At 67.4% G+C, this 23924-nt stretch carries 19 protein-coding genes; 11 read left to right on the top strand and 8 right to left on the bottom strand.

Translation table 11 applies throughout. The features are described from left to right. Positions 1-2 precede the first annotated feature (2 nt). Positions 3-1187, bottom strand: coding sequence for an RsbRD N-terminal domain-containing protein (locus tag KRR55_RS03170; protein ID WP_217387569.1), 1185 nt, complete (start codon positions 1185-1187; stop codon positions 3-5). Between the two features lie 162 nt (positions 1188-1349). Between KRR55_RS03170 and KRR55_RS03165 the strand changes: the two genes are divergently transcribed. The 4 genes from KRR55_RS03165 (at position 1350) to KRR55_RS03150 (ending at position 7401) form a co-directional block, all read left to right on the top strand. Beyond that, on the top strand, positions 1350-2672 hold the full coding sequence (locus tag KRR55_RS03165; protein WP_217387568.1) for an MFS transporter: 1323 nt from the start codon (positions 1350-1352) through the stop codon (positions 2670-2672). Positions 2673-2769: 97 nt separating this feature from the next. Next, positions 2770-4410, top strand: coding sequence for a thiamine pyrophosphate-dependent enzyme (locus KRR55_RS03160; RefSeq protein WP_217387567.1), 1641 nt, complete (start codon positions 2770-2772; stop codon positions 4408-4410). Next, positions 4407-6071, top strand: coding sequence for an amidohydrolase (locus KRR55_RS03155; RefSeq protein ID WP_217387566.1), 1665 nt, complete (start codon positions 4407-4409; stop codon positions 6069-6071). Before KRR55_RS03160 ends, KRR55_RS03155 begins: the two co-directional genes overlap by 4 nt. A 37-nt stretch (positions 6072-6108) precedes the next feature. Beyond that, positions 6109-7401, top strand: a complete 1293-nt coding sequence (locus KRR55_RS03150) for a M20 family metallo-hydrolase (protein WP_217387565.1) — start codon at positions 6109-6111, stop codon at positions 7399-7401. A 24-nt stretch (positions 7402-7425) separates the two neighbouring features. Here KRR55_RS03150 and KRR55_RS03145 read toward each other — a convergent pair whose 3' ends face one another. Next, positions 7426-8271, bottom strand: coding sequence for an SDR family oxidoreductase (locus tag KRR55_RS03145; protein ID WP_217387564.1), 846 nt, complete (start codon positions 8269-8271; stop codon positions 7426-7428). A 147-nt stretch (positions 8272-8418) separates the two neighbouring features. Here KRR55_RS03145 and KRR55_RS03140 point away from each other — a divergent pair, with 147 nt between their 5' ends. Continuing rightward, complete coding sequence (locus KRR55_RS03140) at positions 8419-8799, top strand: antitoxin Xre/MbcA/ParS toxin-binding domain-containing protein (protein ID WP_217387563.1); 381 nt, start codon at positions 8419-8421, stop codon at positions 8797-8799. A 30-nt stretch (positions 8800-8829) separates the two neighbouring features. On the opposite strand, the gene KRR55_RS03135 is transcribed toward KRR55_RS03140, so the two are convergent. Next, on the bottom strand, positions 8830-9378 hold the full coding sequence (locus tag KRR55_RS03135) for an acyl-CoA thioesterase (protein ID WP_217387562.1): 549 nt from the start codon (positions 9376-9378) through the stop codon (positions 8830-8832). A 143-nt stretch (positions 9379-9521) separates the two neighbouring features. Here KRR55_RS03135 and KRR55_RS03130 point away from each other — a divergent pair, with 143 nt between their 5' ends. Continuing rightward, on the top strand, positions 9522-10799 hold the full coding sequence (locus tag KRR55_RS03130; RefSeq protein ID WP_217387561.1) for an MFS transporter: 1278 nt from the start codon (positions 9522-9524) through the stop codon (positions 10797-10799). A 112-nt stretch (positions 10800-10911) separates the two neighbouring features. Here KRR55_RS03130 and KRR55_RS03125 read toward each other — a convergent pair whose 3' ends face one another. Next, positions 10912-11286 carry a VOC family protein gene (locus KRR55_RS03125; RefSeq protein ID WP_217387560.1) on the bottom strand — a complete coding sequence of 125 codons (375 nt, stop codon included), beginning with the start codon at positions 11284-11286 and terminating at the stop codon, positions 10912-10914. A 455-nt stretch (positions 11287-11741) separates the two neighbouring features. On the opposite strand from KRR55_RS03125, the gene KRR55_RS03120 reads away from it, so the two are divergent. Beyond that, on the top strand, positions 11742-12920 hold the full coding sequence (locus tag KRR55_RS03120) for a metallophosphoesterase family protein (RefSeq protein ID WP_217387559.1): 1179 nt from the start codon (positions 11742-11744) through the stop codon (positions 12918-12920). A gap of 23 nt (positions 12921-12943) precedes the next feature. On the opposite strand, the gene KRR55_RS03115 is transcribed toward KRR55_RS03120, so the two are convergent. Continuing rightward, a complete protein-coding gene (locus tag KRR55_RS03115; RefSeq protein ID WP_256449108.1) occupies positions 12944-14779 on the bottom strand; it encodes a glycoside hydrolase family 15 protein in 1836 nt (611 codons plus the stop codon). Positions 14780-14898: 119 nt separating this feature from the next. On the opposite strand from KRR55_RS03115, the gene KRR55_RS03110 reads away from it, so the two are divergent. The 4 genes from KRR55_RS03110 to KRR55_RS03095 all read left to right on the top strand — a co-directional run bounded on the left by KRR55_RS03110 (position 14899) and on the right by KRR55_RS03095 (position 19221). Continuing rightward, on the top strand, positions 14899-16275 hold the full coding sequence (locus KRR55_RS03110) for a histidine kinase (RefSeq protein ID WP_217387557.1): 1377 nt from the start codon (positions 14899-14901) through the stop codon (positions 16273-16275). Then, positions 16272-16982: a response regulator gene (locus KRR55_RS03105; protein WP_217387556.1), complete on the top strand. Its 711-nt coding sequence runs from the start codon at positions 16272-16274 to the stop codon at positions 16980-16982. Before KRR55_RS03110 ends, KRR55_RS03105 begins: the two co-directional genes overlap by 4 nt. 125 nt (positions 16983-17107) lie before the next feature. After that, positions 17108-17989 carry an ABC transporter ATP-binding protein gene (locus KRR55_RS03100; protein WP_217387555.1) on the top strand — a complete coding sequence of 294 codons (882 nt, stop codon included), beginning with the start codon at positions 17108-17110 and terminating at the stop codon, positions 17987-17989. Further along, positions 17986-19221 carry an ABC transporter permease gene (locus tag KRR55_RS03095; RefSeq protein WP_217387554.1) on the top strand — a complete coding sequence of 412 codons (1236 nt, stop codon included), beginning with the start codon at positions 17986-17988 and terminating at the stop codon, positions 19219-19221. The genes KRR55_RS03100 and KRR55_RS03095 overlap by 4 nt, the downstream gene beginning before the upstream one ends. A gap of 58 nt (positions 19222-19279) precedes the next feature. Here the strand turns inward: KRR55_RS03095 and KRR55_RS03090 are convergent, their stop codons facing one another. The 3 genes from KRR55_RS03090 to KRR55_RS03080 form a co-directional block, all read right to left on the bottom strand. Then, on the bottom strand, positions 19280-19543 hold the full coding sequence (locus KRR55_RS03090) for a helix-turn-helix domain-containing protein (protein WP_217387553.1): 264 nt from the start codon (positions 19541-19543) through the stop codon (positions 19280-19282). Next, on the bottom strand, positions 19543-20223 hold the full coding sequence (locus KRR55_RS03085) for a hypothetical protein (protein WP_217387552.1): 681 nt from the start codon (positions 20221-20223) through the stop codon (positions 19543-19545). Before KRR55_RS03085 ends, KRR55_RS03090 begins: the two co-directional genes overlap by 1 nt. A gap of 155 nt (positions 20224-20378) precedes the next feature. Then, on the bottom strand, positions 20379-23894 hold the full coding sequence (locus tag KRR55_RS03080; protein ID WP_336245022.1) for a bifunctional proline dehydrogenase/L-glutamate gamma-semialdehyde dehydrogenase: 3516 nt from the start codon (positions 23892-23894) through the stop codon (positions 20379-20381). Positions 23895-23924 lie beyond the last annotated feature (30 nt).

The following is a 23924-nucleotide window of genomic DNA, read 5'->3' as shown; positions in this document are numbered from 1 at the left end:
GCCTACGACCAACCCACCACCAGCCGCGCCGCCTGGAGGGGCACCATCGGGTCCACGCCGGTGAGCCCGGCAAAGCGCTTCAGCCGGTTCAGCAGGGTGTTGCGGTGGCAATACAGCCGGTCCGCGGCCTGGGCAATACTGCCGGTTTGCAGGTACGCCTCCACCGCCTCGCGCAGCCGGCGGCGTTCGGTCGTCCCGCAACCGTGCAGGGCCCGCTCGACCTCGCCGAGTCCCGGGGCACCCGCCCGGTCGAGCTCGAGCCTGGCCATGCGCGCCCAGCCCCGCGCCCAGGTCATGGCCCCCTCTTCCGCCGGCTCGAGCAGCTTGGCCAGCGAGGCGGCCACTGCCGCGGCATGCGGAACCCGTTCCAGGGTGCAGCCCTCGCCGAGCAATCCGCAGGTGAGCCGCTCCAGGCTCGCGTAGAGCCGCTGCCCCTCGGAGCCCGCACGGATTCCCAGCGGAAAGAAGACCACCAGGGCATCGGCCCGAGAGTAGGTAAACACCTGCCGGCCGGCCGGCGCATTGGCCAGTGCCAGTCGCAAGGCGGGGATGTGGTCCCACGAGGCCACCGCCACCACATATTCTGTGTCCAGGTCCTGGCCCAGTTCCTCGGCAATCCGTTCCAGTGCGGCAGGGGTGAGGTTCTTCTGGCTGAACAGCGTCGCCAGGTAGCCCTGCCTCATGCTGGCCGCCTCCGCCTGGATCCTGGCCAACTCCGCGACGTAGGCACGCTGCGTTTCCCCGGCGTAGCCGTCAACAACTTCCCAGACCCGGGCGGTGTGCCCGACCAGCAATTGCGCGTCCCCCGGCTCGGCAATGCCGGTGATGGCCTCCCAGATCACCGAGAAGTCCAGGCGGATCGCCGTCATCAGCGCCTCGATCGGGACCCCGGCCCGGGCCCGGGAGACCCCCACGTCCAGCGCGATGGCATCTCGTTCGCGCAGGTAGTCCGGCTCGTCGTCCTCGGCCTTCATCGCCAGGATCAACGCCTCAAACGACGCGCTGCCCGTGCGCCTGATCTCGCTGGCCGGCAGCGGGGACACGGCGTAGCTGGGAACGGTGCCGAGGCGCCGGATGAACTCGTCCGTCAGTTCCCCGACATCCAGGCGGTCCAGCAGCGACTCCCAGCGCAGGGTGTCGTGGTTTTTGTCGCTTTGCGTGATTCCCGGGAAATCTGGCGTTAACATCCCCCCATATTATGTGCATTTGCACCGTTTGTGGCGTGGAACTCGTTGCGAAACGTGCGCCATGTCACCGCGGATCCTTGGCAAGATGAAACATGTCCCCACCATCCGGATGGCGAGCAGAAACGCAACGGCCCTCCCCTTGAGATTCAGGCAGATAATCCCATGACCCACACTGGAACACTCGAAGCGGGTGCAACTCGACAGATCTCCGACAAGGAGGCCACCAAGGTAGCGGTCGGTGCCCTCATTGGCACGGCCATGGAGTGGTACGACTTCTTCCTCTTCAGCGCCGCCGCGGCACTGGTCTTCAACGTCCAGTTCTTCGCCAGCCAGAACGCCACCGCCGCCGCCATGGCGGCCTTCGCCACCTTCGGCGTGGGGCTGGTCGCCCGCCCTCTCGGCGGCATGATCTTCGGGGTGATGGGCGACAAGATCGGGCGCCGCAAGACGCTCATGGTCACCATTGTCGGCATCGGCGTGATCACCGGCCTGATCGGCCTGCTGCCCACCTACGCCGCCATCGGCATCGCGGCCCCGATCCTGCTGGTGCTCCTGCGCATCATGCAGGGGTTGTTCGTCGGCGGCGAGTGGTCCGGCGCCATGACCATCGTCGTGGAGAACGCACCCCTGCACCGCCGCGCCCGCTACGCGGCGCTGCCGCAGATCGGCTCCCCGATCGGCACCATCCTCTCCTCCGGTGGCTTCTTCCTGATGACCGTGTTCTTCTCCCAGGAAAGCTTCGACGCCTGGGGCTGGCGCATCCCGTTCCTTGCAGCGATCCCGATGCTGCTCGTGGCCCTGTACATCCGCAGCCGCCTCGACGAGTCCCCGGTCTTCAAGGAACTCATGGAGAAGGGCGAGACCGAAAAGGCCCCGATCCGCACCACGCTGAGGGAATCCTGGAAGCAGATCATCATCGGCATGGCCGCGGGCATGCTCGGCATCGGCGGGTTCTACCTGGTCACCGCATTCGTGGTCTGGTACGGCGTCAACGTGCTGGACTACGAGCGTTCGCTGATGCTTGCCGGCGGCATCATTGCCGCGGTCGTGGAAATCCCCGTGCTGATCCTCGGCGGGCGCCTCGGCGAGCGCTTCGGCTCCTCCAAGGTCATCACCTACGGCGGCATCTTCTCCGCCGTCATCGCCTGGCCCGCATTCCTGCTCATTGAATCCGGAAACGACGTGCTGGTCATCACCGGCATGACCCTGGCGGTCGCTGCGCTCTCGCTGCCCTACGCCGCCTCCGGCACGGTGCTCACCGGGCTGTTCCCGGCCAAGACCCGCTACACCGGGGTGGGCTTCGCACAGAACACCGCCGGCATGATCTCCGGGTTCATCCCGCTGGCCGCCACCGCCCTGGTCGCCGCGGCGTCAAACCACTGGTGGCCGGCCGCCGCGATGCTCATCTTCCTTTCACTGTTCACCGCCGTGGCGGGGGTCATCGCCCCGCGCCTCAGCGTCGAGCTGCCCGGATTCAAGCACTAGCCACACCCCCTCCCGCCGTGTGGGCCCCGCATCCGGTGCCGGGCCCACACGGCAACCCGACTTCTTCACGCTCCACCACAAAGGACCAGCACAGCCCATGACCATGTCAGCCGGACACCTCATCGTCAAGACCCTCGAGGCCCACGGCGTCTCGCGCATCTACGCAGTCCCGGGGGAAAGCTACCTCGACGTCCTCGACGGCCTGCACGACTCCTCCATCCACACCGTGGTCACCCGCCACGAGGGCGGCGCCGGCTTCATGGCCCTGGCCGAGGGACGCCTCGGCACGGTGCCCGGGATCGCCATGGTCACCCGCGGTCCCGGCGCCGCCAACGCCATGATCGCGATCCACACCGCCTGGCAGGACGCCACGGCCATGGTCCTGTTCGTCGGGCTGATCCCGCTGGCCGACCGCGGGCGCGACTCCTTCCAGGAGTTCAGCTTGGAAGGCTGGTTCTCCACCACCGCCAAGGCCGTGTACGTGCTCGACGACGAGCACCAGGCCGGGGACCTCGTGGCGCGCGCCATGCGCCTGGCCTCCACCGGCCGCCCGGGGCCCGTGGTGGTGGGCCTGCCCGAGGACGTGCTGGTGCGCCTGACCGATTCGCCCCTGCCCGCCATCCTCCCGCTGCCCGACGCCGCCCCGGGAGCCTCCGGCATGGGAATGCTTGCCACCATGCTGGGTGCAGCCGAGCGTCCGGCCATCATCGTCGGCGGGGACGGCTGGGATGCCGCCACCTCTGCGGCGCTGGCCGGCTTCGCCGCCGCCGCCCACGTCCCGGTGCTCGCCGACTGGCGGGCCTACGACGCGATCGACCACGATTCCCCCGCCTACGCCGGCTGGCTGGGCTACGGCCGCGCCGAGCGCGCCGTTGCCGCGCTGAACGACGCCGACCTGCTGGTGTTCATCGGCTGCACCCGCTCAGACGTGCTCTCCGAGGGCTACAAGGCGGCATTGGACACCCCAACCATCGTGATCTCCAAAGACGCGGAGCTCATCGGCCACGCCGGGCGGATCGATGCCCACCTGGCAGTGTCCCCCGCAGAGTGCGTCGCCGCCCTGCCGGCGGGCCACACGCTGCGTGGCTCCCGCGGCGCGCAATGGATGGACACGCTGCGCGCCGAACAGCTGGCCTTCGCTGCCCCCGGCCCGGACGGCGGCACCGGGGTGGACCTGGGGCTGGCCTTCGCGGCCCTCGAGGCGGCCCTGGACGATGACCGGATCATCACCTACGGCGCGGGCAACGCCACGCTGTGGGGCCACCGCTACCTCTCCCACCACGGACCGAAATCCCTGGTGGGCCCGCGCAACGGCGCCATGGGACTCTCGGTCCCGGCCGCGGTGGCGGCAAGCATCATGCACCCGGGACGCCATGTCGTGGCCGTCTGCGGGGACGGGGACTTCTTCATGAACGCCCAGGAACTTGCCGTCTCCTTCGCCCACGGCGGCACACCGCTCATCGTCGTGGCCGACAACGGCATCTTCGGCACCATCGTGGCCCACCAGCAGCAGCACTACCCGCAGCGGCCCTCGGGCACGGCGATGGAGAACCCGAACTTCGCCCGGTGGATCGAATCCTTCGGCGGGCACGGGGAGTTTGTGGAAAACACCGCGGACTTCGCCCCGGCGCTGGAACGGGCCCTGGCCAGCGGCCTGCCGGCGGTGCTCCACCTGAAGACCGATCCGTCCACCATGGGCCCGGGCACCGTGGCGCACCGCGCGGAGGCCAACGCATGAGGCTCGATGCGCTGGTGCGCGCCGGCACCATCCTGACCATGGACGAGGACCGTCCGACGGCACGCGACATGGGCATCATCGGCGGGCGCATCGTGGGCTTCGACGAGGAGCTGGCCGGATGCACCGCGGATCGCACCGAGGACTTCGGCGACGCGGCCATCACCCCCGGCTTCATCGACGCGCACTGCCACACCACGTGGTGGGGGCTGGGGCTCGCCGCCCTGGACCTCTCCGAGGCCCGCGGGCTGGAGGAGCTCTACGCCCTGCTCGAGGCCGAGATGCAGCGGCTTGCCGCCGCCCCCGGCGTGTGGCTCAACGGCACCGGCTTCAACCACAAGAACCACGGCGGGCACTTCCCCGACATCAAGCGGCTCGACGCGATCACCGGGGACCGCCCGCTGTACCTGCGCCACGTCTCGGGGCACGCCTCGATCACCAACACGGCCACGCTGGCCCTGGCCGGGGCGCTGGAACCCGGCTTCGCCGATCCCGTGGGCGGCGCCGTGGTGCGCGATGCGCAGGGTTCCCCGACCGGGCTGGTCGAGGAATCGGCCCAGGGCATCATCCAGAAGATGCTGCTGCCCTACTCGGTGGACCAGATCGTCGGGGCGCTGGATGCCGCAACCGCCCGCTACGCCGCCGAGGGCATCACCTCCTTCACCGAGGCAGGCATCGGCGGCGGCTGGATCGGCCACTCCCCCGTGGAGGTCACCGCCTACCAGCGAGCGCTGGCCGCCGGAAGGCTGCACGCCCGGGCCCAGCTGATGCCGACGCTCGACGCGCTGCGCGCGCAGGAATCCCATGCCTCCGACGCCCACGGCACCGGCACCGGGCTGGGGGTGGACCTGGGTGTCGTGGCCGGGTTCGGCAACGAGCACCTCTCGCTGGGCCCGGTGAAGGTGTTCATGGACGGCTCGCTTTTGGGCGCCACCGCCGCGGTGACTGAGGACTACTGCGGACACCTGCACAACACCGGCTACCTGCTCGACGACGCCCAGGCCTACCGCGACCGGATCGCCGCCGCCTACCGCTCCGGCTGGCCCGTGGCCCTGCACGCCATCGGGGATGCGGCCATCGACTTGGCGATCGAGATCATCTCCGGGCTGCAGGAGAAGCACGGCCGCAATGCGCTGCCCAACCGCATCGAGCACTTCGGCATCGCCCGCCCCGACCAGGTCGAGGCGGTGGCCAGGCACGGGATCGCGGTGACCCCGCAGGCCTCCTTCATCGGCCCGCTGGGCGACCAGTTCGCCAAGCTCGTGGGCCCCGGGCGCGAGGGCTGGCTCTACCGGGGCGCCTCGCTGTTGGCCGCCGGGGTCCTGGCCGCCGGCAGTTCCGATTTGCCGGTGGCAGACAACAACGTGCGCCGCGCCATGGCCTCGGCCGTGGACCGCAGGACCGAAAACGGCTTGGTCCTGGGCGGAGCGGCCGAGTGCCTCTCGCCGCTGGAGGCCCTGCGGCTCTACACGGTGAACGCGGCCAGGGCCACCGGCCTGTTCGCCGACCGCGGGTCCCTGGCCCGCGGCAAGCTCGCGGACTTCACGGTGCTTTCCGAATCCCCGCTGCAGGCCGCGGACATTTCCGCGCTGCAGGTCCTGGGCACCTTCGTCGGCGGCACGTCCAGCTACGCACGCTCCGCCGCCGTTCCGGCCACCGCCTGAGACCCCCCCGTCCGCCGAACACCTTGCAGGAGACATCATGACCACCCACAACAACCCCTTCCTTGCCGACTTCACCTCGATGAGCAGCCACGGCGCGACCGCCGGCGGCGGCGTGGACCGCCAGGCGGCCACCGTGGCCGACGGACAGACCCGCAACTGGTTCCGCGGACTGGTGGAGGGCCACGGCTTCACTGTGCGCTACGACGCCGTCGGCAACCAATACGCGATGCTCGAGCTGGTCCCCGGCGCCCCGTGGATCGCGGTGGGCTCGCACCTTGATTCCCAGCCGCTGGGCGGCCGCTTCGACGGCGCCTACGGCGTGCTGGCCGGGGCGCACGCGGCCCTGCGCGTGAGGGAATCGCTGGCCGGGGACGCCGGCACCGCCAGGTTCAACATCGTGGTCATCAACTGGTTCAACGAGGAGGGCTGCAGGTTCAAGCCCTCGATGATGGGCAGCTCCGTCTACACCGGCAAGCTCCCGGCCGCGCAGGTGCTGGAAACCACCGACCCGGCCGGCGTCACGGTGCGCGAGGCGCTCGAGGCCATCGGGACCATTGGAGACTTCGAACTGCCAGTGTCCGCCTACGTGGAGATCCACATCGAGCAGGGCCGCTCGCTGGAGGACCGGGACCTGACCATCGGGCTGGTCGAGTCGACCTGGGGCGCGAACAAGTACGAGTTCACGGTGCACGGCGACCAGGCACACACCGGCGCCACGGTCATCGCCGACCGCCGGGACGCACTGCTGGGCGCCTCCGCGCTGGTCGTCGCCGCCCGCGAGATCGCGCTGGAACACTCCACGGACGAGCACATGGTCATCACCTCCTGCGGCGAGTTCAACGTCTTCCCCAACTCCCCCGTGGTGGTGGCAAGCCGCGTGAACCTGCTGGTGGATGTGCGCTCCACGGATCCCGACGTGCTGGCGGCAGCGGATGCCGACCTGCATGCGCGCGTGGCGAAGATCGAGAAGATGGCCAACGTGCGGATCGAGCGCGGCGCCGAACACGTGTGGGGCGCCAAGGCCTACGACAAGGCCGGGCTGGAACTGGCGGCCCGGGCCGCCGAGTCGCTGGGACTGAGCCACGGGGTGGTGCGCACCCTGGCCGGACACGACTCGACGAACATGAAGGACATCGTCCCGACCATCATGCTCTTCGTCCCCAGCGTCGAGGGCATCAGCCACAACGAGCGGGAGCTCACGGGCGATGAGGACATGCTTGCCGGGGTCGACCTCTTGGCAGAGGTGCTGTTGCGCGTGGTGCGCGGCGAATTTGTTTCCGCTTCCGGCGGCGCACGGGATGCAGGGGCCTCGCGGTCGCTGGTTTCCTGACCCCGCGGGGTGCGGCGGGGTGGGCTAGGGGCGCAGCAACTGCTCCAGGGACATCGGCGGCTCGCCGGTGATCCGCTCGATGTCGCCGCTGACCCCTTGAAGCGCCCCGGAGGCGATGGCCAGGTAGGTGGAGACCCAGGCATCGAGTTGCCACGGCGGGGCGCCGTAGGAGGCCCGCGACGCGTAGGCCTCCTGCACCGTCTCGTCCACATAGGAGACGCGGCGCGGCCCGATGTCGCTGAGCAGCCGCGCGACCTCGGCCAGCGACAGGGCCTCGGGTCCGGTCAGCTCATAGGTCGCGCCGACATGCAGTTCCGGTGCACGCAAGATGGCCGCGGCCGTCCGGGCCACGTCGGCCCGTGCCACCACCGCCACCCGTCCGTCCCCGGCCGGCCCGCGGATGGCCCCGTCCTGGCCCACCAGGTCCGGCAGGAAGTCGGCATAGAAGTTGTCGCGCAGGAACGTGTACTGGAGTCCGGAAGCACGGATGTACTCCTCGGTGGCGTAGTGGTCCCGGGCCAGGGTGAAAACGGCGTCCTGGGCGGCACCGATGAACGAGACGTAGATCAGGTGCCGAACCCCGGCCTCCACGGCGGCATCGACGAAGTCGCAATGCTGGTCCAGGCGATCCCGGCTTTCCGAGGCGGAAACCATGAACACGGTTTCGGCCCCGGTGAGTGCGGTGCGCGTGGCCGAGGTGTTTTCGTAGGCGGCCTGCAGCACGGTGGCCCCGTCAAGCGGGGGCGCCTTGCGCGGGGTCCTGGCCAGCAGGCGCTGCCTGACGCCGGCGGCGCTGAGCAGCGCGGCGACCCTGCCACCGAGTTCCCCGGTGGACCCGGTCACGGCCAGCGGCGGCGGAATAAGGTTCATGGTTACATTCCACCACCGAACACGGTTCCCGGCATAGGAGCAGGCCCGGCCGCGGGTGGCAACTTCCCCGGCCTGCCGGGCACCTTGCGGGCATTCGGTGTGCTTCCGGGCATGGATTTCCGGGCGCGGCGGGGCGATGCTGGAAGCATGAAACCGCTGAACCACAGCGCCGTGTACGTGGAGGCGGCCCGGGCCGACATCCACGACCTGGTGCGCACCCTCATCGACGCGATCGGCGCACCCCGGGTCCAGGTGCTTTCCGGCACCACCGACCGCACGGCCCCGCATCGCTGGGCCCACCCGGAGGGCACCGAGCTGGACGCTGTGACCGAACAACGCCTGCGCCTGGGCTACCGGGTGTGGCTGACCCTGCAGAGCCTGGAGGATCCCGGCGCGGCCGCCGCGTGGCTGCAGGCCGCCAATCCCTTGCTCGATGATGACCGGCCGCTGGACTTCATCGCGAAGATGCATGCGCAGCAGGTCGTCAACGCGGCCGAGACCCTGGTGACCCACACCCCGAGGCGCTGAGGTCAGGGGAGGATGCCGTCGGGGACGGCCCTAGCCCCACAGGTGCGGGGCCGGCTTGCGCGCACCGGGCAACGCCGTGTCCTCGCGCCAGCGTGCCACCCATTCGGGAAGAACCAGGTCCTCGGGAACGGCAAGTCCCATGCTGGCGAGGATCTCCTCGTTGGCCACCGGCCCCATCTTGGACAGCAGGCGTGTGGCGATGGTGGCCTGCACATAGATTTCGCCGCCGGCGACCATCCGCTGCTCGAAGTAGATGCATTTTTCGTCCATGCCGAGGATCCTGGTTTCCTGGGTGAACTTCTGGTTGAACACCACCGACTTGCGGAAGGTGATGGTCTCGGACTGCACCACGGGTGTCCACTTGTTTCTCTTCATCTCGTCCCAGACCCCGGCACGCACCATCAGGTCGAAGCGCCCCAGGTCGAAGAGGGAAAAGTACATCCCGTTGTTGATGTGGCCGGCAATGTCGATGTCCGTGAGCAGTGCACGCATCGGCACGGAGGAAGTCTCGAACATGGAGAGCTTCGGACGCTTGCGGGCCGTGGCAAGGAGGAGCAGGAGGCGAAAGAGTACATGCATGGAGCTCATCCTACTCGCGAGTAACTTGACTGTCACCCAGCTCACGCCAAACAGTGATTGACATTCTTCAATGGGTTACCCCAAGATTGAACACGGGCACCACCGTGTTTCCACTTTCCGCACCCACTTCCAGGACCCCACCCATGGCCCCGCGCGCACTCCGCCCCTTCGCCCACCGCGACTACCGCATCCTGCTCATCGCGATGGCCATCAGCGTGTTTGCCCATGGCATGTGGGCCGTGGCCATGGTCTACCAGGTCAAGCACCTGGGCGGCGGCCCCGCCCAGCTTTCGGTGGTGGCCACGGCAACATCGTTGGGGCTACTGGGCTTCGTGCTCATTGGCGGCATCACCGCCGACCGGGTCAGCTGCCGGAAGATCATCATCCTTGTTGAGGCCGTCTCGCTGGCGGTCATGACCACCGTGGCGGTCCTGGCCCTCACCGGGGCCATGGAACTCTGGCATCTTGCCGTGGCCGGTTTCATCCAGGGTGCCGGTGCAGCGTTCTTCTTCCCCGCATATTCCGCGCTATTGCCTCGCATCCTGCCGGCAGAGGACCTGCTGGCCGCCAACGGCATGGAAGGCATGTTCCGGCCGGTTCTGCAGCAGGCCGCCGGCCCCGCCATTGCCGGCGTGCTCGTCGCCTCGTTCAATCCGGCCATGGCGGTCATCGGCATCGCGGCCTGCCATCTTGTCGCGTTCCTGGTCCTGAACATGCTGGGGCACCACAAGGCCTACGACGCGCACCTGGAACCCAACCAGAAGCGCCCGAGCGTCCTGGCCGATTTGCGCGAGGCAGTGGGTTACACCGTGGGCACTCCCTGGTTGCTCTGGACCCTGCTCTTTGCCGTGATCTCGGTGCTGAGCTTCATTGGCCCCATTGAGGTGTTGCTGCCCTTCGTCGTGGAGGACCAGCTGGGCGGGGATGCCAAGACCTTCGGGTTCATGCTCGCCGCCTACGGCATCGGCAGCGCCATCGGCTCGATGGTGACCTCCTCCTTCCCGCTCCCGCGGCGCTACCTCACCTTCATGATCATGTTCTGGGGATTCGGCACGCTGCCGCTGGCGCTGATCGGGCTGACCAGCACCCCGCTGGCACTGGCCATCATCATGGTCATCCCGGGCATCACCGGCGGACTCGGACAGGTCATCTGGGGCACGCTGCTGCAGCGCCGCGTGCCGCACCATATGCTCGGCCGGATCTCCTCCCTGGACTTCTTCGTCTCGCTGGCGCTCATGCCGGTGTCCATGGCGCTGGCCGGACCGCTCGCCGAGGTCATTCCCCTGTGGATGATCTTCGTGGTGGCGGGCGTGGCATCCCCGGTGATCGGCGTCGTCGCATGGTTCGCCGGACGAATGTACCGGGATGAGATCGAGCATCCCCTCGACCGTGAGGCAGCACCGCAACCGACGGATGCCTGACCAGCATCGGCTTGCCGGGCCCACGGGTGCCGGCAAGCCGAAGGCGCAACGCGGCTTCCCGCCCCTTCCGGGGCATTCACCGAACCCTCCCACCGTCCCGGGCAGCCCGTCGCTACAGGTAGGGGCGGGTGATGAACTCGATGTAGTGGCCCGCCGGGTCAAGGAGGTACACGCCACGCCCGCCGTGTTCCGTGTTGGTCTGGCTCGGGAGGGTTCGCTGCGGGTCCGCCCAATGCTCGATGCCGCGTTCCTGGATCCGCGCGCAGGCGCGGTCGAAGTGGTCGTCGTCGACCAGGAAGGCGTAGTGCTGCGGAGGGAAGTCGATGGGCGGTTGGGCGAACTGCAGCATGACACCGTCGTCCAGCTGGACGTTGGTGAACGGCCCCCAGCCATTGACGGCGCGGGCCTCTGCTATCTCGATGTAGAACTGCGCCGAGGCCTCGCGGTCCTTGGCGGCAATGATGGTGTGGTTGAAGGAAATGCCCATGATGTTTTCCAACTTCCCGATTCGGTAATTCCGAAGGACTCAGGCAGCCCATGGCCCGGTTGCCAGGCATAGGAACAATAGCGCGTGTGTGCCGGGTGCGGAGGGACCCTGCAATGCGCAAGATTGCCGCCGCGGAACGATCGAGGCAAGGCCTCGAAACACCACATCGTGGCAAGAACGCGGGTTGCCTTGTCCTGCTGGAAGTTCGGCCCGTCTGGGGCACATCACGCATTCTTCCACGCCCGGGATCGGGTGTTCAAGGGCGCCTCCGGCGCGCAAACCCCGAACTGAACGCAAGCATTCGTTGCAACCACGCCCGTCTCGAACCTGGCGGAACCCTGGCGTCACCAGGGCTTAACCATCCGGACACCAAACCTTTCTAAGGTCTTGTTCACGACCTCGAACCATCGCGTTCGATAATCACCTCTGGTCGAAATCCGTTTGAAAGGCGCTCCATGAAAACCTCCTCTTCCGTCCCCCGCCGTGGCATCCTGCTCGGCGGCACGGCCGCAGCCGTCACCGGCATCCTTGCCGTCGGCGCCCGTCCTGCCGCAGCCGTCGCCCCCCAGAAGCAAGGATCCCCGGCGAGCGCAAAGCTGAAGTTCGGCCGGGACGGCAAGTTCAAGATCGTCCAGTTCAACGACACCCAGGACGGGCCGCGGACCGACCGCCGCACCCTCGAGCTCATGGATGCCGTGCTGGACTCCGAGAAGCCGGGCTTCGTGGTGATCAACGGCGATGTCATCAACGGCTCGCCCACCAACGCGACGGAAGTCAAGCAGGCCATCAACAACGTGGTCCAGCCCATGGAATCCCGGAAGATCCCGTGGGCACTGACCTTCGGAAACCATGACGAGGATTCCCTGTCGAACGGCACCAAGATGGATGAGGCGAAAATCCTCGAGTTCCTGCACGGCTATGACTACAACGTCAACACCAAGGACGACGAGACCTTTGGCTCCTCGAATTCCCAGCTGCTGATCAATTCCTCGCAGGGCAACAAGCCGGCCTTCGGGATTTGGCTGCTCGACTCGGGGCGCTACGCTCCGGAAAAGATCGGCGGCCAGGACTTTGAGGGCCTGAAGTCCTACGACTGGATCCGTCCGGAACAGATCGACTGGTACCGCGAGACCTCCCGTGCCACCGAGGTTCGACACGGCAAGGTCCAGTCGCTGATGTTCTTCCACATCCCGCTCTGGGAGCACCACCACATGTGGTACGGATCCCAGTTCACCTCCAACGACGCTGACCATGCCAAGGCCGTGAAGAAGCACGGAATCGTGGGCGTGAAGAACGAGGACGTCTACGTCGGGGCGTTCAACTCGGGCCTGTTCGCCGCCATGCAGGAACGCGGCGACGTGCGCGGTGCCTATTGCGGGCACGACCACATCAACACCTTCATGGGTGACTACTACGGCATCGAGCTGGGCTACGGCCCGGGCACGGGCTTCGGAACCTACGGCCTGGGCGGCACGAAGGAGCACGAGCTGCGCGGCGCCCGGGTCTTCGAACTCGACGAAAAGCACGAGGGCGTCTACACCGGCACCCGCACCCTCTTCGCCAAGGACTACGGAATCGACATGGACCCCAAGCGCCAGCCGCTCGCCGAGCCGCTGCCCCTGCCCGAGCGCTAACGGCGGACGGCCGCGCCGCGATCCTACTTGGGGCCGCGGCGCGGCCGGGCCGGTCGGGCCCCGGCGGCTTCCTCGATGGCATCGGCGGCGCGGATGAGCCCCAGGTGCGAAAGTGCCTGCGGGAAGTTTCCGGCCATGTGGCCGGTTTCCGGGTCGAATTCCTCGGCCACCAGCCCCACGTCGTTGACGATCCCGGCGAGCTTCGCCAGAAGCCGCCGGGCGTCGTCGAGGCGCCCGGAATGGGCGTATTGCTCGATGAGCCAGCAGGTACAGACCATGAACGTGTATTCCCCGGGCGGCAGCCCGTCGGTTCCGACCTCGGTCCGGTAACGCCGGACGAAGCCCTGCCGGCCCAGCAAGTCGCTCTCGATCCGGGCCACGGTGCCGAGCATCCGCGGGTCCGCGTAGTCAACGAACCCGACCTGCGCGAGGACCAGCAAGGACGCATCGACCTCGGTGTTGTCGTAGGTCTGCGTGAACGAACTCAGTTCCTCGTTGTATCCCTTCTCCTGGATCTCGGCGCGCAGTGCATCGCGGGCGGCCTCCCACTTCTTCAGGTCACCGGTTTGCCCGTGATGCCTCACCGCCCGGACCCCGGCTTCCAGGGCGGCCCACATCATGACGCGCGAATGCGTGAAGTACTGGGGTTCCCCGCGCATTTCCCACACGCCGTGGTCCCTGCGCTCGAGCTTGGCGATCACGTCCGCGATCATCGCCTTTTGCAGCGGCCAGGAGAAGTGGTCCTCGCGCCCGCCCATGGTGCGCAACTCATCCAGTGCCACCATGACCTCGCCGACCACGTCCCCCTGGTACTGGCGCACCGCCGCATTTCCGATGCGCACCGGCTTCGCACCGCCGTAGCCGGGAAGGTGCTGCAGGATGCGCTCGGGCAGTTCGCGCTCTCCGCCGACCCCGTACATCACCTGCACGGTGTGGTGGTCACCGGCGATGGCCCGCAGCAGCCAGGCGCGCCATTGCAGGGCCTCCCGCTCGTACCCGTGGGTCATCATCACCTGAAGGGTCAGTGCGGCATCGCGCAACCAGCAGAAGCGGTAGTCCCAGTTCCGCTCGCCGCCGAAGAACTCGGGAAGCGAGGTCGTCGGCGCCGCGACGATGCCACCGGTATCGCGGTGGGTCAGCGCCTTGAGCACCAGCAGCGAGCGGCGCACCAGCGCCTCGTGGTCTCCGTGCGGAGGGATGTCCGCCGCCCAGTCGCGCCACTGGCGCGCCGTCTGCGTCATGGCCATGCCAATGTCGTTCGGCGCGGGAATCTCCACGTGGCCCGCGTAGCAGGCAAATTCGAAATCGTAGGATTCTCCCGCCCGGACCTCGAACTCGTCGCGGTGGGTATGGTGCTTGGGCTTGGGGAGCCGGGTGCCGTGAAGCACCGCGGCATGCGGGCCGGCTACGGCGACCAGCGACTCGGTGCCGCGCTCCGGATCGAAGTTGCGCCGGACCCAGGGCAGGACCTGGCCGTAGTCGTACCTGATGACCAGCTCGTGCTCAAAGGTCATGGACCCCGAGAGCCCCTCCACGCGGCGCATGATGCTTGAACCGCCGTCGCCCATGGGCATGAAGTCGGTGACCAGGACCTGCCCGGTCTTGCTGCCCCACAGGGTCCGCAGGACAAAGGAGGAGTCAAGGTAGTTGCGGCTGAGAACCTCGCCCGCGGTCGGGGCCAGCAGCCAGCGGCCGTTCTCCTTGGTGCCCAGCAAGGCGGCGAAGACCGATCCTGAGTCGAATCGGGGAAAACACAACCAGTCCACCGAACCGCGGAGGGAGACCAACGCCGCGGTGCGCTGGTCCGAGAGCAGGGCGTAGTCTTCGATCAATGTGGCCATGGCCCCACCCAATCGCATTTGTCTCCTCCAGACAAGGGATTCTGGCTGCCACGCCGCATCGGGAGCCCGCGCCGGGTGGGCCATGCGATAGGTTCATGGGTGGGATGATGACCGGCTATGTGCCCCGAGGACGAACCATGAAATTCCTGGCCTTGCGCCAACGCTTCCTGCCCGGCGACTTTCCGCCCGAGGAATTCGAACGCCCCCTGCCTTCCCGCGAGCTGCTGCGGCGCGATGTCTGGGTCACGCTTCTGGTCATGGCAGCCGCGCTGCTCGGCATGGAAATGATGCTCAGCTTTGCCCCGGCCGAGGATGCCCCGGACCGGATTCCCAGCTATCTGGCCATGTGTGCGCTGACGGCCCCCTTGGCGTTTCGCCGGCGTTTTCCGATTGGTTCCATGCTGGTGCTTTCGGCAATGTTCCTGGGGTTCGGGATCTGGATGCCGGCCGTCATGATGCAGCTCGCACCGCAGATCGCCTACTTCGTCGGACTCTATTCGGCCGTCACCTGGGCGCGGGACAGGCGCGCCCTGCGCCTCGCGCTGACCGGGGTCATCCTTGCCATGTTTGTCTGGCTGGTCGTGGGGATCACCAACGCCAAGCTGGTGTTCGGCGAGGAGCTGGACCTGCCGATGGCCATCGAGACCTCGGGCTTCATCGACCCGGTCATTGCCTATGCCGGTTACTCGTTCCTGATCAACCTGTTCTACTTCGGCGGGGCCACGTTCCTGGGACTCATGTCTTGGCGCAGCGCCTGGCAGCACGAGATCGTCGTGGACCAGGCCGCGAAGCTCGAGGAGCAGGCCGTGGAGCTGGCGCGCCGCGCGGTCATCGACGAGCGCCTGCGCATTGCCCGCGAACTTCACGACGTGGTTGCCCACCACATCTCGGCGGTCGGCGTGCAGGCGGCGGCCGCCCGCATGGTCCAGCCCCGGGACCCGGGGCGTGCCGCGGAGCTGATGCATGGCATCGAGGATTCGGCCCGACAGGCGGTGGGCGAAACCCGCTCGCTGCTGCGGGTCTTGCGGCACGGGGAAACGGATCCCGAGGATTCCGCCCAGCGTTCCCCCGAGCCCTCGCTCGCGGAGCTTCCCGTCCTGGCCGAGCAGTCGGCCCGCGCCGGGGTGAAGGTCGAGCTGATCAAGGTCGAGCACCGCGAGGGGTTTTTCGATCAGGCCGGCGCCGGGCTCGGGCTGGCGCTCTACCGGATCGCCGCCGAATCACTGGCCAATGTGCGCGAGCATTCCACGGCCCGCACCGCTGTCCTGTCCCTGCGCAGCGGCCGCGATGACACCGGCGAATGGGCAGAGGTCGAGGTCACCGACGACGGCAGCCCGCGGCCCGGGACCGCCGGCAGCGGCTTTGGCCTGCGCGGCATCAGGGAACGCGCCGAATTGCACCACGGGCAGGTGGACATCGGCCCGCGTTCCCCCACCGGGTGGCGGACCCGCGCGCGGCTCCGATCCCTGAACACCAACACCGTGGCCGAGGCCGCCGAAGGAGCAACACCATGAGCAGGATCCGCATCCTGGTGTGCGACGACCAGCCGCTGATCCGTTCCTCCCTGGAATTGATCCTCGGCACCGACGAGGACCTTGAGGTGGTCGGCACCGCGGCCGACGGACGGGCAGCGGTGGCTGCGGCGCTGGAGCTGCAGCCCGACGTGGTGCTCATGGACATCCAGATGCCGGAGCTCGACGGGGTCGGCGCCACCGCGCAGATCACCGCAGGCACCGACGCCAAGGTCGTCGTCCTGACCACCTTCGACCGCGACGACTACCTCTTTGCCGCGATCGACGCCGGGGCCAGCGGGTTCCTGCTGAAGAACACCGAACCCGAAGTCATCATCAGTGCCGTACACGCGGCGGCCGGCGGGCACGCGCTGCTTTCCCCCGAGGTCACGATGCGCATCATCCGGCGGGGCACCGCGGCGGCGCAACCGCAGTCCGCGCGGACCCCGTCCCCGGCGGGAGTGGCGGACCCCCACGACCAGCGGATCCTCGACGAACTGACCGCGCGGGAACGCGAAGTGCTCGTCAAGTTGGCCGGCGGTCTGTCCAATGCGGAAATCGCGACCTCGCTCTACGTCTCCGAGGCCACGGTCAAGACCCACCTGTCCAACATCCTGGCCAAGGCGGGACTGCGGGACCGGGTCCAGGCCGTGGTCTTTGCCTACCGCGCCGGGCTCATCCCTTCGATGGAGCCCTGGGCCCGGCCCTGACCCACGTCCGGGCCCGAATTTCATTCCTTTGAACGATCCTTGACGCCCATGCCGCGGCATAGATTGGAAGACAGGATCGGGCCCGCCGCGGGCCGGCGCCATGCATACCGGAGGAATCAAGAATCATGTTAGAGGTAAAAGGTCTCACCCGGCGTTTCGGGGACCGGACGGTGCTTGATGAGGTCTCGTTCTCCGTCCCGGCCAACGGCATGACGGGATTCGTCGGGGCCAACGGCGCCGGGAAGACCACCACCATGCGCATCATCATGGGCGTGCTGAAGTCCCACTCCGGGTCGGTGTACTTCAACGGCACGCAGATCGCCGATGCCGACCGGGCGCGCTTCGGCTACATGCCCGAGGAACGCGGGCTCTACCCCAAGCAGCAGGTGCTGGACCAGCTCCAATACCTGGGACAACTGCACGGCATGAGCCGCGGGGATGCCCGCACCGAGGCCCTGGACCTGCTGGACCGCTTTGGCATTGCCGACCGGACCAAGGACAAACTCGAATCCCTCTCGCTGGGCAACCAGCAACGCGTCCAGGTCGCCGCATCGCTGATGCACCACCCCACCGCACTGGTCCTGGACGAACCGTTCTCCGGGCTGGACCCGCTGGCCGTGGATTCCATGACCTCCTTGCTGGCCGAGCGCGCGGCCACCGGGGTGCCAATCCTGTTCTCCAGCCACCAGCTGGATTTGATCGACCAGCTCTGCGACAACCTGGTGGTGCTGGCAGGAGGCAAGATCGTGGCCTCCGGCACGGCTGCGGAACTGAGGGCGCGCGCCAGCGCCAAACACGTCGTGGTGACCCCGCCCGATGCCGGGTGGCTGCGCGAACAGCCAGGAGTGGGCGTCCTTGATGTCGCAGGCCCGCGGGCGCTGGTCGAGTTCGCCGACGACGCGACCGCCCAGCGCGTCCTGCGCGCCGCCGTCCAGCGCGGGGCCGTCACCGAATTCGCACCGCAACGTCCCTCGTTGGCAGAAATCTACCGGGAGGTCATCCGATGAGCACCGATCTAAACACCAAGCCGTTCACCGCCACCGCCATTTCCCCCGTTGCCGAACAGCGGGGCGCTCCGTGGCTGATCGTGACCCTGCGCGAGGTCACGGTGAAGGTCCGCGACAAGTCGTTCATAATCACCACGCTGATCACCGTCGCCCTCATCGTGGGCTCCGTGGTGTTCGCCGGGATCATGGGAGAGCGGACCACCACCGCCACGGTTGCATTCGCCGAAAACGGCAGGACCGCCAACCTTCTGGCCTCGGCCAACGAGTTGGCCGGCTCCAAGGACCAGAAGATCGAGTTGACCGCCCATCCGGTGTCTTCCGGGGACGCGGCCCTCGAAACGCTGCGCGCCAAGGATGCCGATCTGGTGCTCGCGCCCACCCCGGACGGCTACAGCCTCACCGGGATCTCCGATGTACCGGCCGACATCCAGTCGCTGCTCGCCGACGCTGCCGAGGCCCAGGCGTTGGACTTCAATGCAGGCCAACTGGGAGTCACCCCTGACGAACTGAAAGCGGGGTCGGAAGTCAGCCAGGTCCTGCTCGAGGGGAACCAGGAACGCAATTCGATGGCCATGGTCATGGGCTTCATCTTCTCGTTCCTCTTCTACATGTCCGCAATGATCTTCGGAATGCCGATCGCCAACTCCGTGGTCGAGGAAAAGCAGAACCGGGTGGTCGAGATCCTCGCCACGGCAATTCCCATCCGCCAGCTGCTCGCCGGCAAGATCCTCGGCAATTTGGTCCTTGCCATGGGCCAGCTGTGTCTCTTTGTGGGCATCGGTCTGTTGGCACTGACCATGATGCCCACGGAAATCCCGTTCATCTCGGTGGTCATTGCCACCTCCGGCTGGTTCCTGGCCTTCTTCCTGGCAGGCTTCCTGATCCTTGCCGCAGTCTGGGCGGCGCTGGGCGCGATGGCTTCGCGGACCGAGGACCTGCAGCAGTCCACCGGCCCGGTGATCATGGTGTTGGTGGCAGTGTTGTTCACCGGCATGTATGCCAAGGGCTCCCTGCTGGTCGTCGCCTCGTACATTCCAGTGGTTTCCTCGGTGGCCATGCCCATCCGCCTGCTGAGCAGCGACGTGCCGCTCTGGGAGCCCATCGCATCGCTGGCGGTTGCCATCGCGGCGGCCTGGGCCATGGTGTTGCTCGGCGAACGGATCTACCGCCGGGCCATCATGCAAACCGGATCGGCGCTGTCTTGGCGCAAGGCGCTGAAGCTCGAGGACTAAACCGAAGGGTGCACTAGGTGCGCTCGAGGCGTGCGATCCCACGATGGTGTCGCACGCCTCAAGCGTTGGCGACTCGATTCAAAACCTGCTTCTCCAGTACCAGTAGCTCGCCAATCTCGCATTCCAGAGCCCGGCAGATGGCGACGAGTGTGCTGAACCTGATGGCCTTGGCCCGGTCATTCTTCAGCACCGAAAGATTCACGATGCTCACGCCCGCCAGCTCGCCCAGGCGGGTCAACGTCATGGAGCTCTCACGCAACAGCTCGTCAAGCCGGCAATGGACTCCGCTCGTCAAATCAATTTCCTCGTTCTTGCGGCCCATCAAACCAACCCGGCGGTGTCTAGCTGCATACTGCGCCCGCGCCGCAGGACAAGCGACAGCAGGATCAAGACGACGCCGAGCGCCAGCAATGAGTGGTTCGCGTCCTGGAAACTGAACTCCGCCGAGGTCGCCAGCCAATAGCCGTCGCCGGAAGCGCCCGGGATTTCCGATCCTGAACCGGGGAATCCAAGCTCGGTGACAGCCAGGTGCGTCGAGAGCGTTTCGAGCCAGGGGGCAATCAATGCAGTGATGCCGGCCTGGGTCCCCAAGGCAAGCAGGACCCAGTGGGCCATCGTGGTGAACGGTTCGTTCTTCCACAGGCGGCGACAGATCAGGATGACGGCCGCGCAGCCGGCAATGAACAGAATGAAGTACAAGGCCTGGGCAGCAGCCAGTGCCAATCGGGGCCCCAAGAGGCCTTCGTCGCTCTCAACGATTGCAGTACCGTACGTGGCGAAGGATGTCCCGGAGACCCCGCGTAGGTCCGGAACATCACCCGGTGGCGTCGCCAGGGACGCTTCGAAAAAGAATGACCGCGTGAAGGTTTCCTCGGTGAACCACACCAAGTAAAAAACTGCCAGCAAGCCGGCTACGGCCGCAACTCCCGAAACTGTCAGGAGGAATGTCCGTCCGCCGATGTGGCCAAGTCTTTGGGCCGGGGGATCCAGGTCTCTGCTCACAATACCCACCTTAACGATTTGCGATAACAACGATAATCGTTAACCTATCGGCCGGGACGACAGCCGTCAAGCACTGTCCGGGAGCACGCAAGAGGCCCGCGACTTTCCCCCTTGCGGGGAATGCCACGGGCCTCCGTCGTTGGAGCTTGAGGTAACTAGATGACCGAATCGCTCAGGTGGTTCGGGGTGCCGAAGCGGTGCGCGGTAATGGAGACTGCCTGCTCGTGCAGGAAGGTCAGCATTTCCACTCGTCCCGCGGAAACCACGTTGTTGCCGTAGATGGCAACATCGGGCTTGCCACCGGTGGCCTCGGCCACGTCCAGGAGCGAGCCGCCGATCAGGCGGATGCGGGCCGCGGAATCCGGGCCGGTCTTGGCGGCCAGGCGTGCGGCGCGGGCGCCGAAGGCCTGGGCATCCTCAACCACGACGGTGGCGGAGGATTCGGCGAGCACGGTGCGGATTGCCGAGGGAATCTCGACCGCGGAGGACACCGTGACGCGGGATCCTGCGGCGATGCCAGCGGCAACGACGCGCAGCAGTTCGGCGATGCCGTGGCCCGAGGTCTCGTTCTCGAAGCGGACCGTCACCGGCAGGGCGCGGTAGCGGAACACGTTGCGCTCGGCGTGCAGGCCGGAGACGTCCTTGGCGGTGTTGAACTCGTTGGTCCAGGCGGTCGCATCGGAGGCAAGTGCGCCCTCGAGCCAGGAAAGGTCGGCCTCGGCGATGTCGGTTCCGCGTGCGGCGTTCAGCAGTGCGGTCGAGGTGGCCGAAAGCTGGCCGGCCTGTGCCACCGGGGCGTCTTCCCAGGAGCCCATGCCCACCAGGTAGTTCGGTCCGCCGGCCTTGGTGCCCGCACCGATGGCCGACTTCTTCCAGCCGCCGAAGGGCTGGCGCTGCACGATGGCACCGGTGATGCCGCGGTTGATGTAGAGGTTGCCGGCCTGGATGTTCTCCAGCCAGTAGGCCATCTCGCCCGAATCCAGCGAGTGCAGGCCCGAGGTCAGCCCGTAGTCGATGTCGTTGACGATGGAGACGGCCTCTTCGAGGGTCTCGGCCGTCATGACGCCGAGGATCGGGCCAAAGTACTCGGTCAGGTGGTACTCGGAACCGCGCTTGACGCCGGAGCGCACGCCCGGGCTCCACAGCTTTCCCGAGTTGTCCAGCTTCCGGGGCTCGAGGACCCACTTCTCGCCCTCGCCCAGGGTGGTCAGGCCGCGCAGCAGCTTGCCCTGGGCCGGCTCGATGACCGGGCCCATCTGCGTCTGCGGGTCCTGCGGGTAGCCGACCTTCAGCGAGCGGATGTCATCGATCAGCTGGTTGTGGAAGCGCTTGGAGTCCGCTGCCGAACCCACCAGGATCACCAGCGATGCGGCCGAGCACTTCTGGCCGGCGTGGCCGAAGGCCGAGGCGGCGACGTCCTTGGCCGCCAGGTCCAGGTCGGCGTTCGGGGTGACGATCACGGCGTTCTTGCCGCTGGTCTCGGCCAGCAGCGGCAGGTCCTTGCGGAAGGAGCGGAAGAGCTGGGCGGTCTCGTAGCCGCCGGTGAGGATCAGGCGGTCAACGGCCGGGTGCGAGACGAGCTCGGTGCCCAGGTCGCGCTCGGAGAGCTGGACCAGCTGCAGGACATCGCGCGGCACGCCGGCTTCCCACAGGGCCTCGACCATGACGGCGCCGGAGCGTGCCGCCTGGCCCGCGGGCTTGATGATGACCGAGGAACCGGCTGCCAGCGCCGACAGGGTGGAGCCTGCCGGGATGGCAACGGGGAAGTTCCACGGCGGGGTGACAACGGTCAGCTTCGAGGGAACGAAGGTGGCGCCGTCGACGTTTTCCAGGTCCAGGCCGCGCTGGGCGTAGTAGTGGGCGAAGTCGATGGCCTCGGAGACCTCGGGGTCGCCCTGGTCCAGGGTCTTGCCGCATTCGGAACCCATGACCTCGAGGAGGTCCGCGCGGCGGGCCTCGAGGGCGGCACCGGCGCGGTGCAGAATGGCGGCGCGGGCCTTGGCACCCATTGCAACCCACGAGTCGGAGGCGGCGACCGCGGTCTGGACGACCTTTTCCAGCTCGTCCTCGGTGTGGATCATGGACTGGGCGACGGAGTCGTTTCCGAGGGTCGAGCCGACCATCTTGTTCACGATCTCCCGGCCCCAGGCGCGGTTGCCCGGCAGGTCGGGGTCGGTGTCGGGGGTGTTCTCGAAGTCGAGCGTGCCGTCGGCCAGGCCGGCCAGCTTGGCCTCGATGGCGGCGGCGTCGACCACGTTGCGGTCCTGGATGCGGTGCGGGGCCGGGATGCTGTCATCCAGGTCAGCCAGGGAAGCCAGGAAGCGGTTCTTTTCGCGTTCGAACAGGGCCTCGTTCTTGTCCAGCTCGAAGACGGCGGACATGAAGTTTTCCTGGCTGGCGCCTTCTTCGAGGCGGCGGATCAGGTAGGCGATGGCCACGTCGAATTCACCCGGGTGCACGACCGGCGTGTAGAGCAGCAGGCGTCCGACGTCCTTGCGCACGGCCTCGGCCTGGCCGGTGGCCATGCCCAGCAGCATCTCGAATTCGATGCCGGCGGTGACGCCGCGGCCCTGGGCCAGCAGCCAGGCCAGGGCGACGTCGAAGAGGTTGTGGCCGGCGATGCCGATGCGCACGTTCTCCACGTGTCCCGGGCGCAGCGCGTAGTCCAGCACCGACTTGTAGGAGGTGTCCGAGTCCTGCTTGGTGTTCCAGGTGGCGACCGGCCAGCCGTGCAGGTTCGCTTCGACCTGCTCCATCGGCAGGTTGGCGCCCTTCACGACGCGCACCTTGATCGGGGCCCCGCCGGCGCCCACGCGCTTGGCGGACCATTCCTGCAGGTGGATCATCGCCGAGAGGGCGTCGGGCAGGTAGGCCTGCAGCACGATGCCGGCCTCGAGGTCGCGGAATTCTTCGCGGTCAAGGATCTGGGTGAAGACCGCGATGGTCAGGTCCAGGTCCTTGTACTCCTCCATGTCCAGGTTGATGAACTTCTTCTTGGGCGCGGAGGTGGCGGCCAGGCGGTACAGCGGGACGAGCTTCTCGATGATGTGCCCGACGGCCTCGTCGAAGGCCCAGTGGTTGTGCGGGGCCACGGTGGAGGACACCTTGATGGACACGTAGTCGACATCGTCGCGGGCCAGCAGCTTGTGGGTGCCTTCGAGGCGGCGGGCGGCCTCGCCCTCGCCGAGGATGGCCTCGCCCAGGAGGTTGACGTTGAGGTCGATGCCTTCCTTGCGGATCTTGGAGATCGAGGCACCGAGCTTCGCGTCGGTCGCGTCGATGATCAGGTGGCCGACCATCTCGCGCAGCACCTTGCGGGCGATCGGCACGACGATGCCGGGCAGGATCGGGGCCATGGTGCCGCCGAGTGCCACCGCGGACTTCATGTACCAGGGCAGGAAGGAGGGAACCTTCGGGGCCAGCGACTTGAGGTTGCGGGCCGCGACCTTCAGGTCCTCGGGGCGGATCACGCCGTCGACGAAGCCAACGGTGAAGTCCAGGCCGTTGGGGTCCTTCAACACGCCGGCGAGCTGTGCGGCGGAGGCGTCAACCGGGACCTTCGAGCCCTCGGTGAGCCAATGGCGCACCAGCTTGATGGTCTCGTCGGCCAGGTCCTGGGGGCGGACCAGGGGGGTGCCATCGGCGGCTTGGGCCGGTGGGACTACACGCACGTGCGAAGTCGATTGGGACACGGCTGCTTC

It is taken from the genome of Paeniglutamicibacter quisquiliarum (genome assembly GCF_019084045.1).
GTDB classification, from domain to species: Bacteria; Actinomycetota; Actinomycetes; order Actinomycetales; family Micrococcaceae; genus Paeniglutamicibacter; species Paeniglutamicibacter quisquiliarum.
This window is presented reverse-complemented; position numbering and strand designations above follow the sequence as displayed.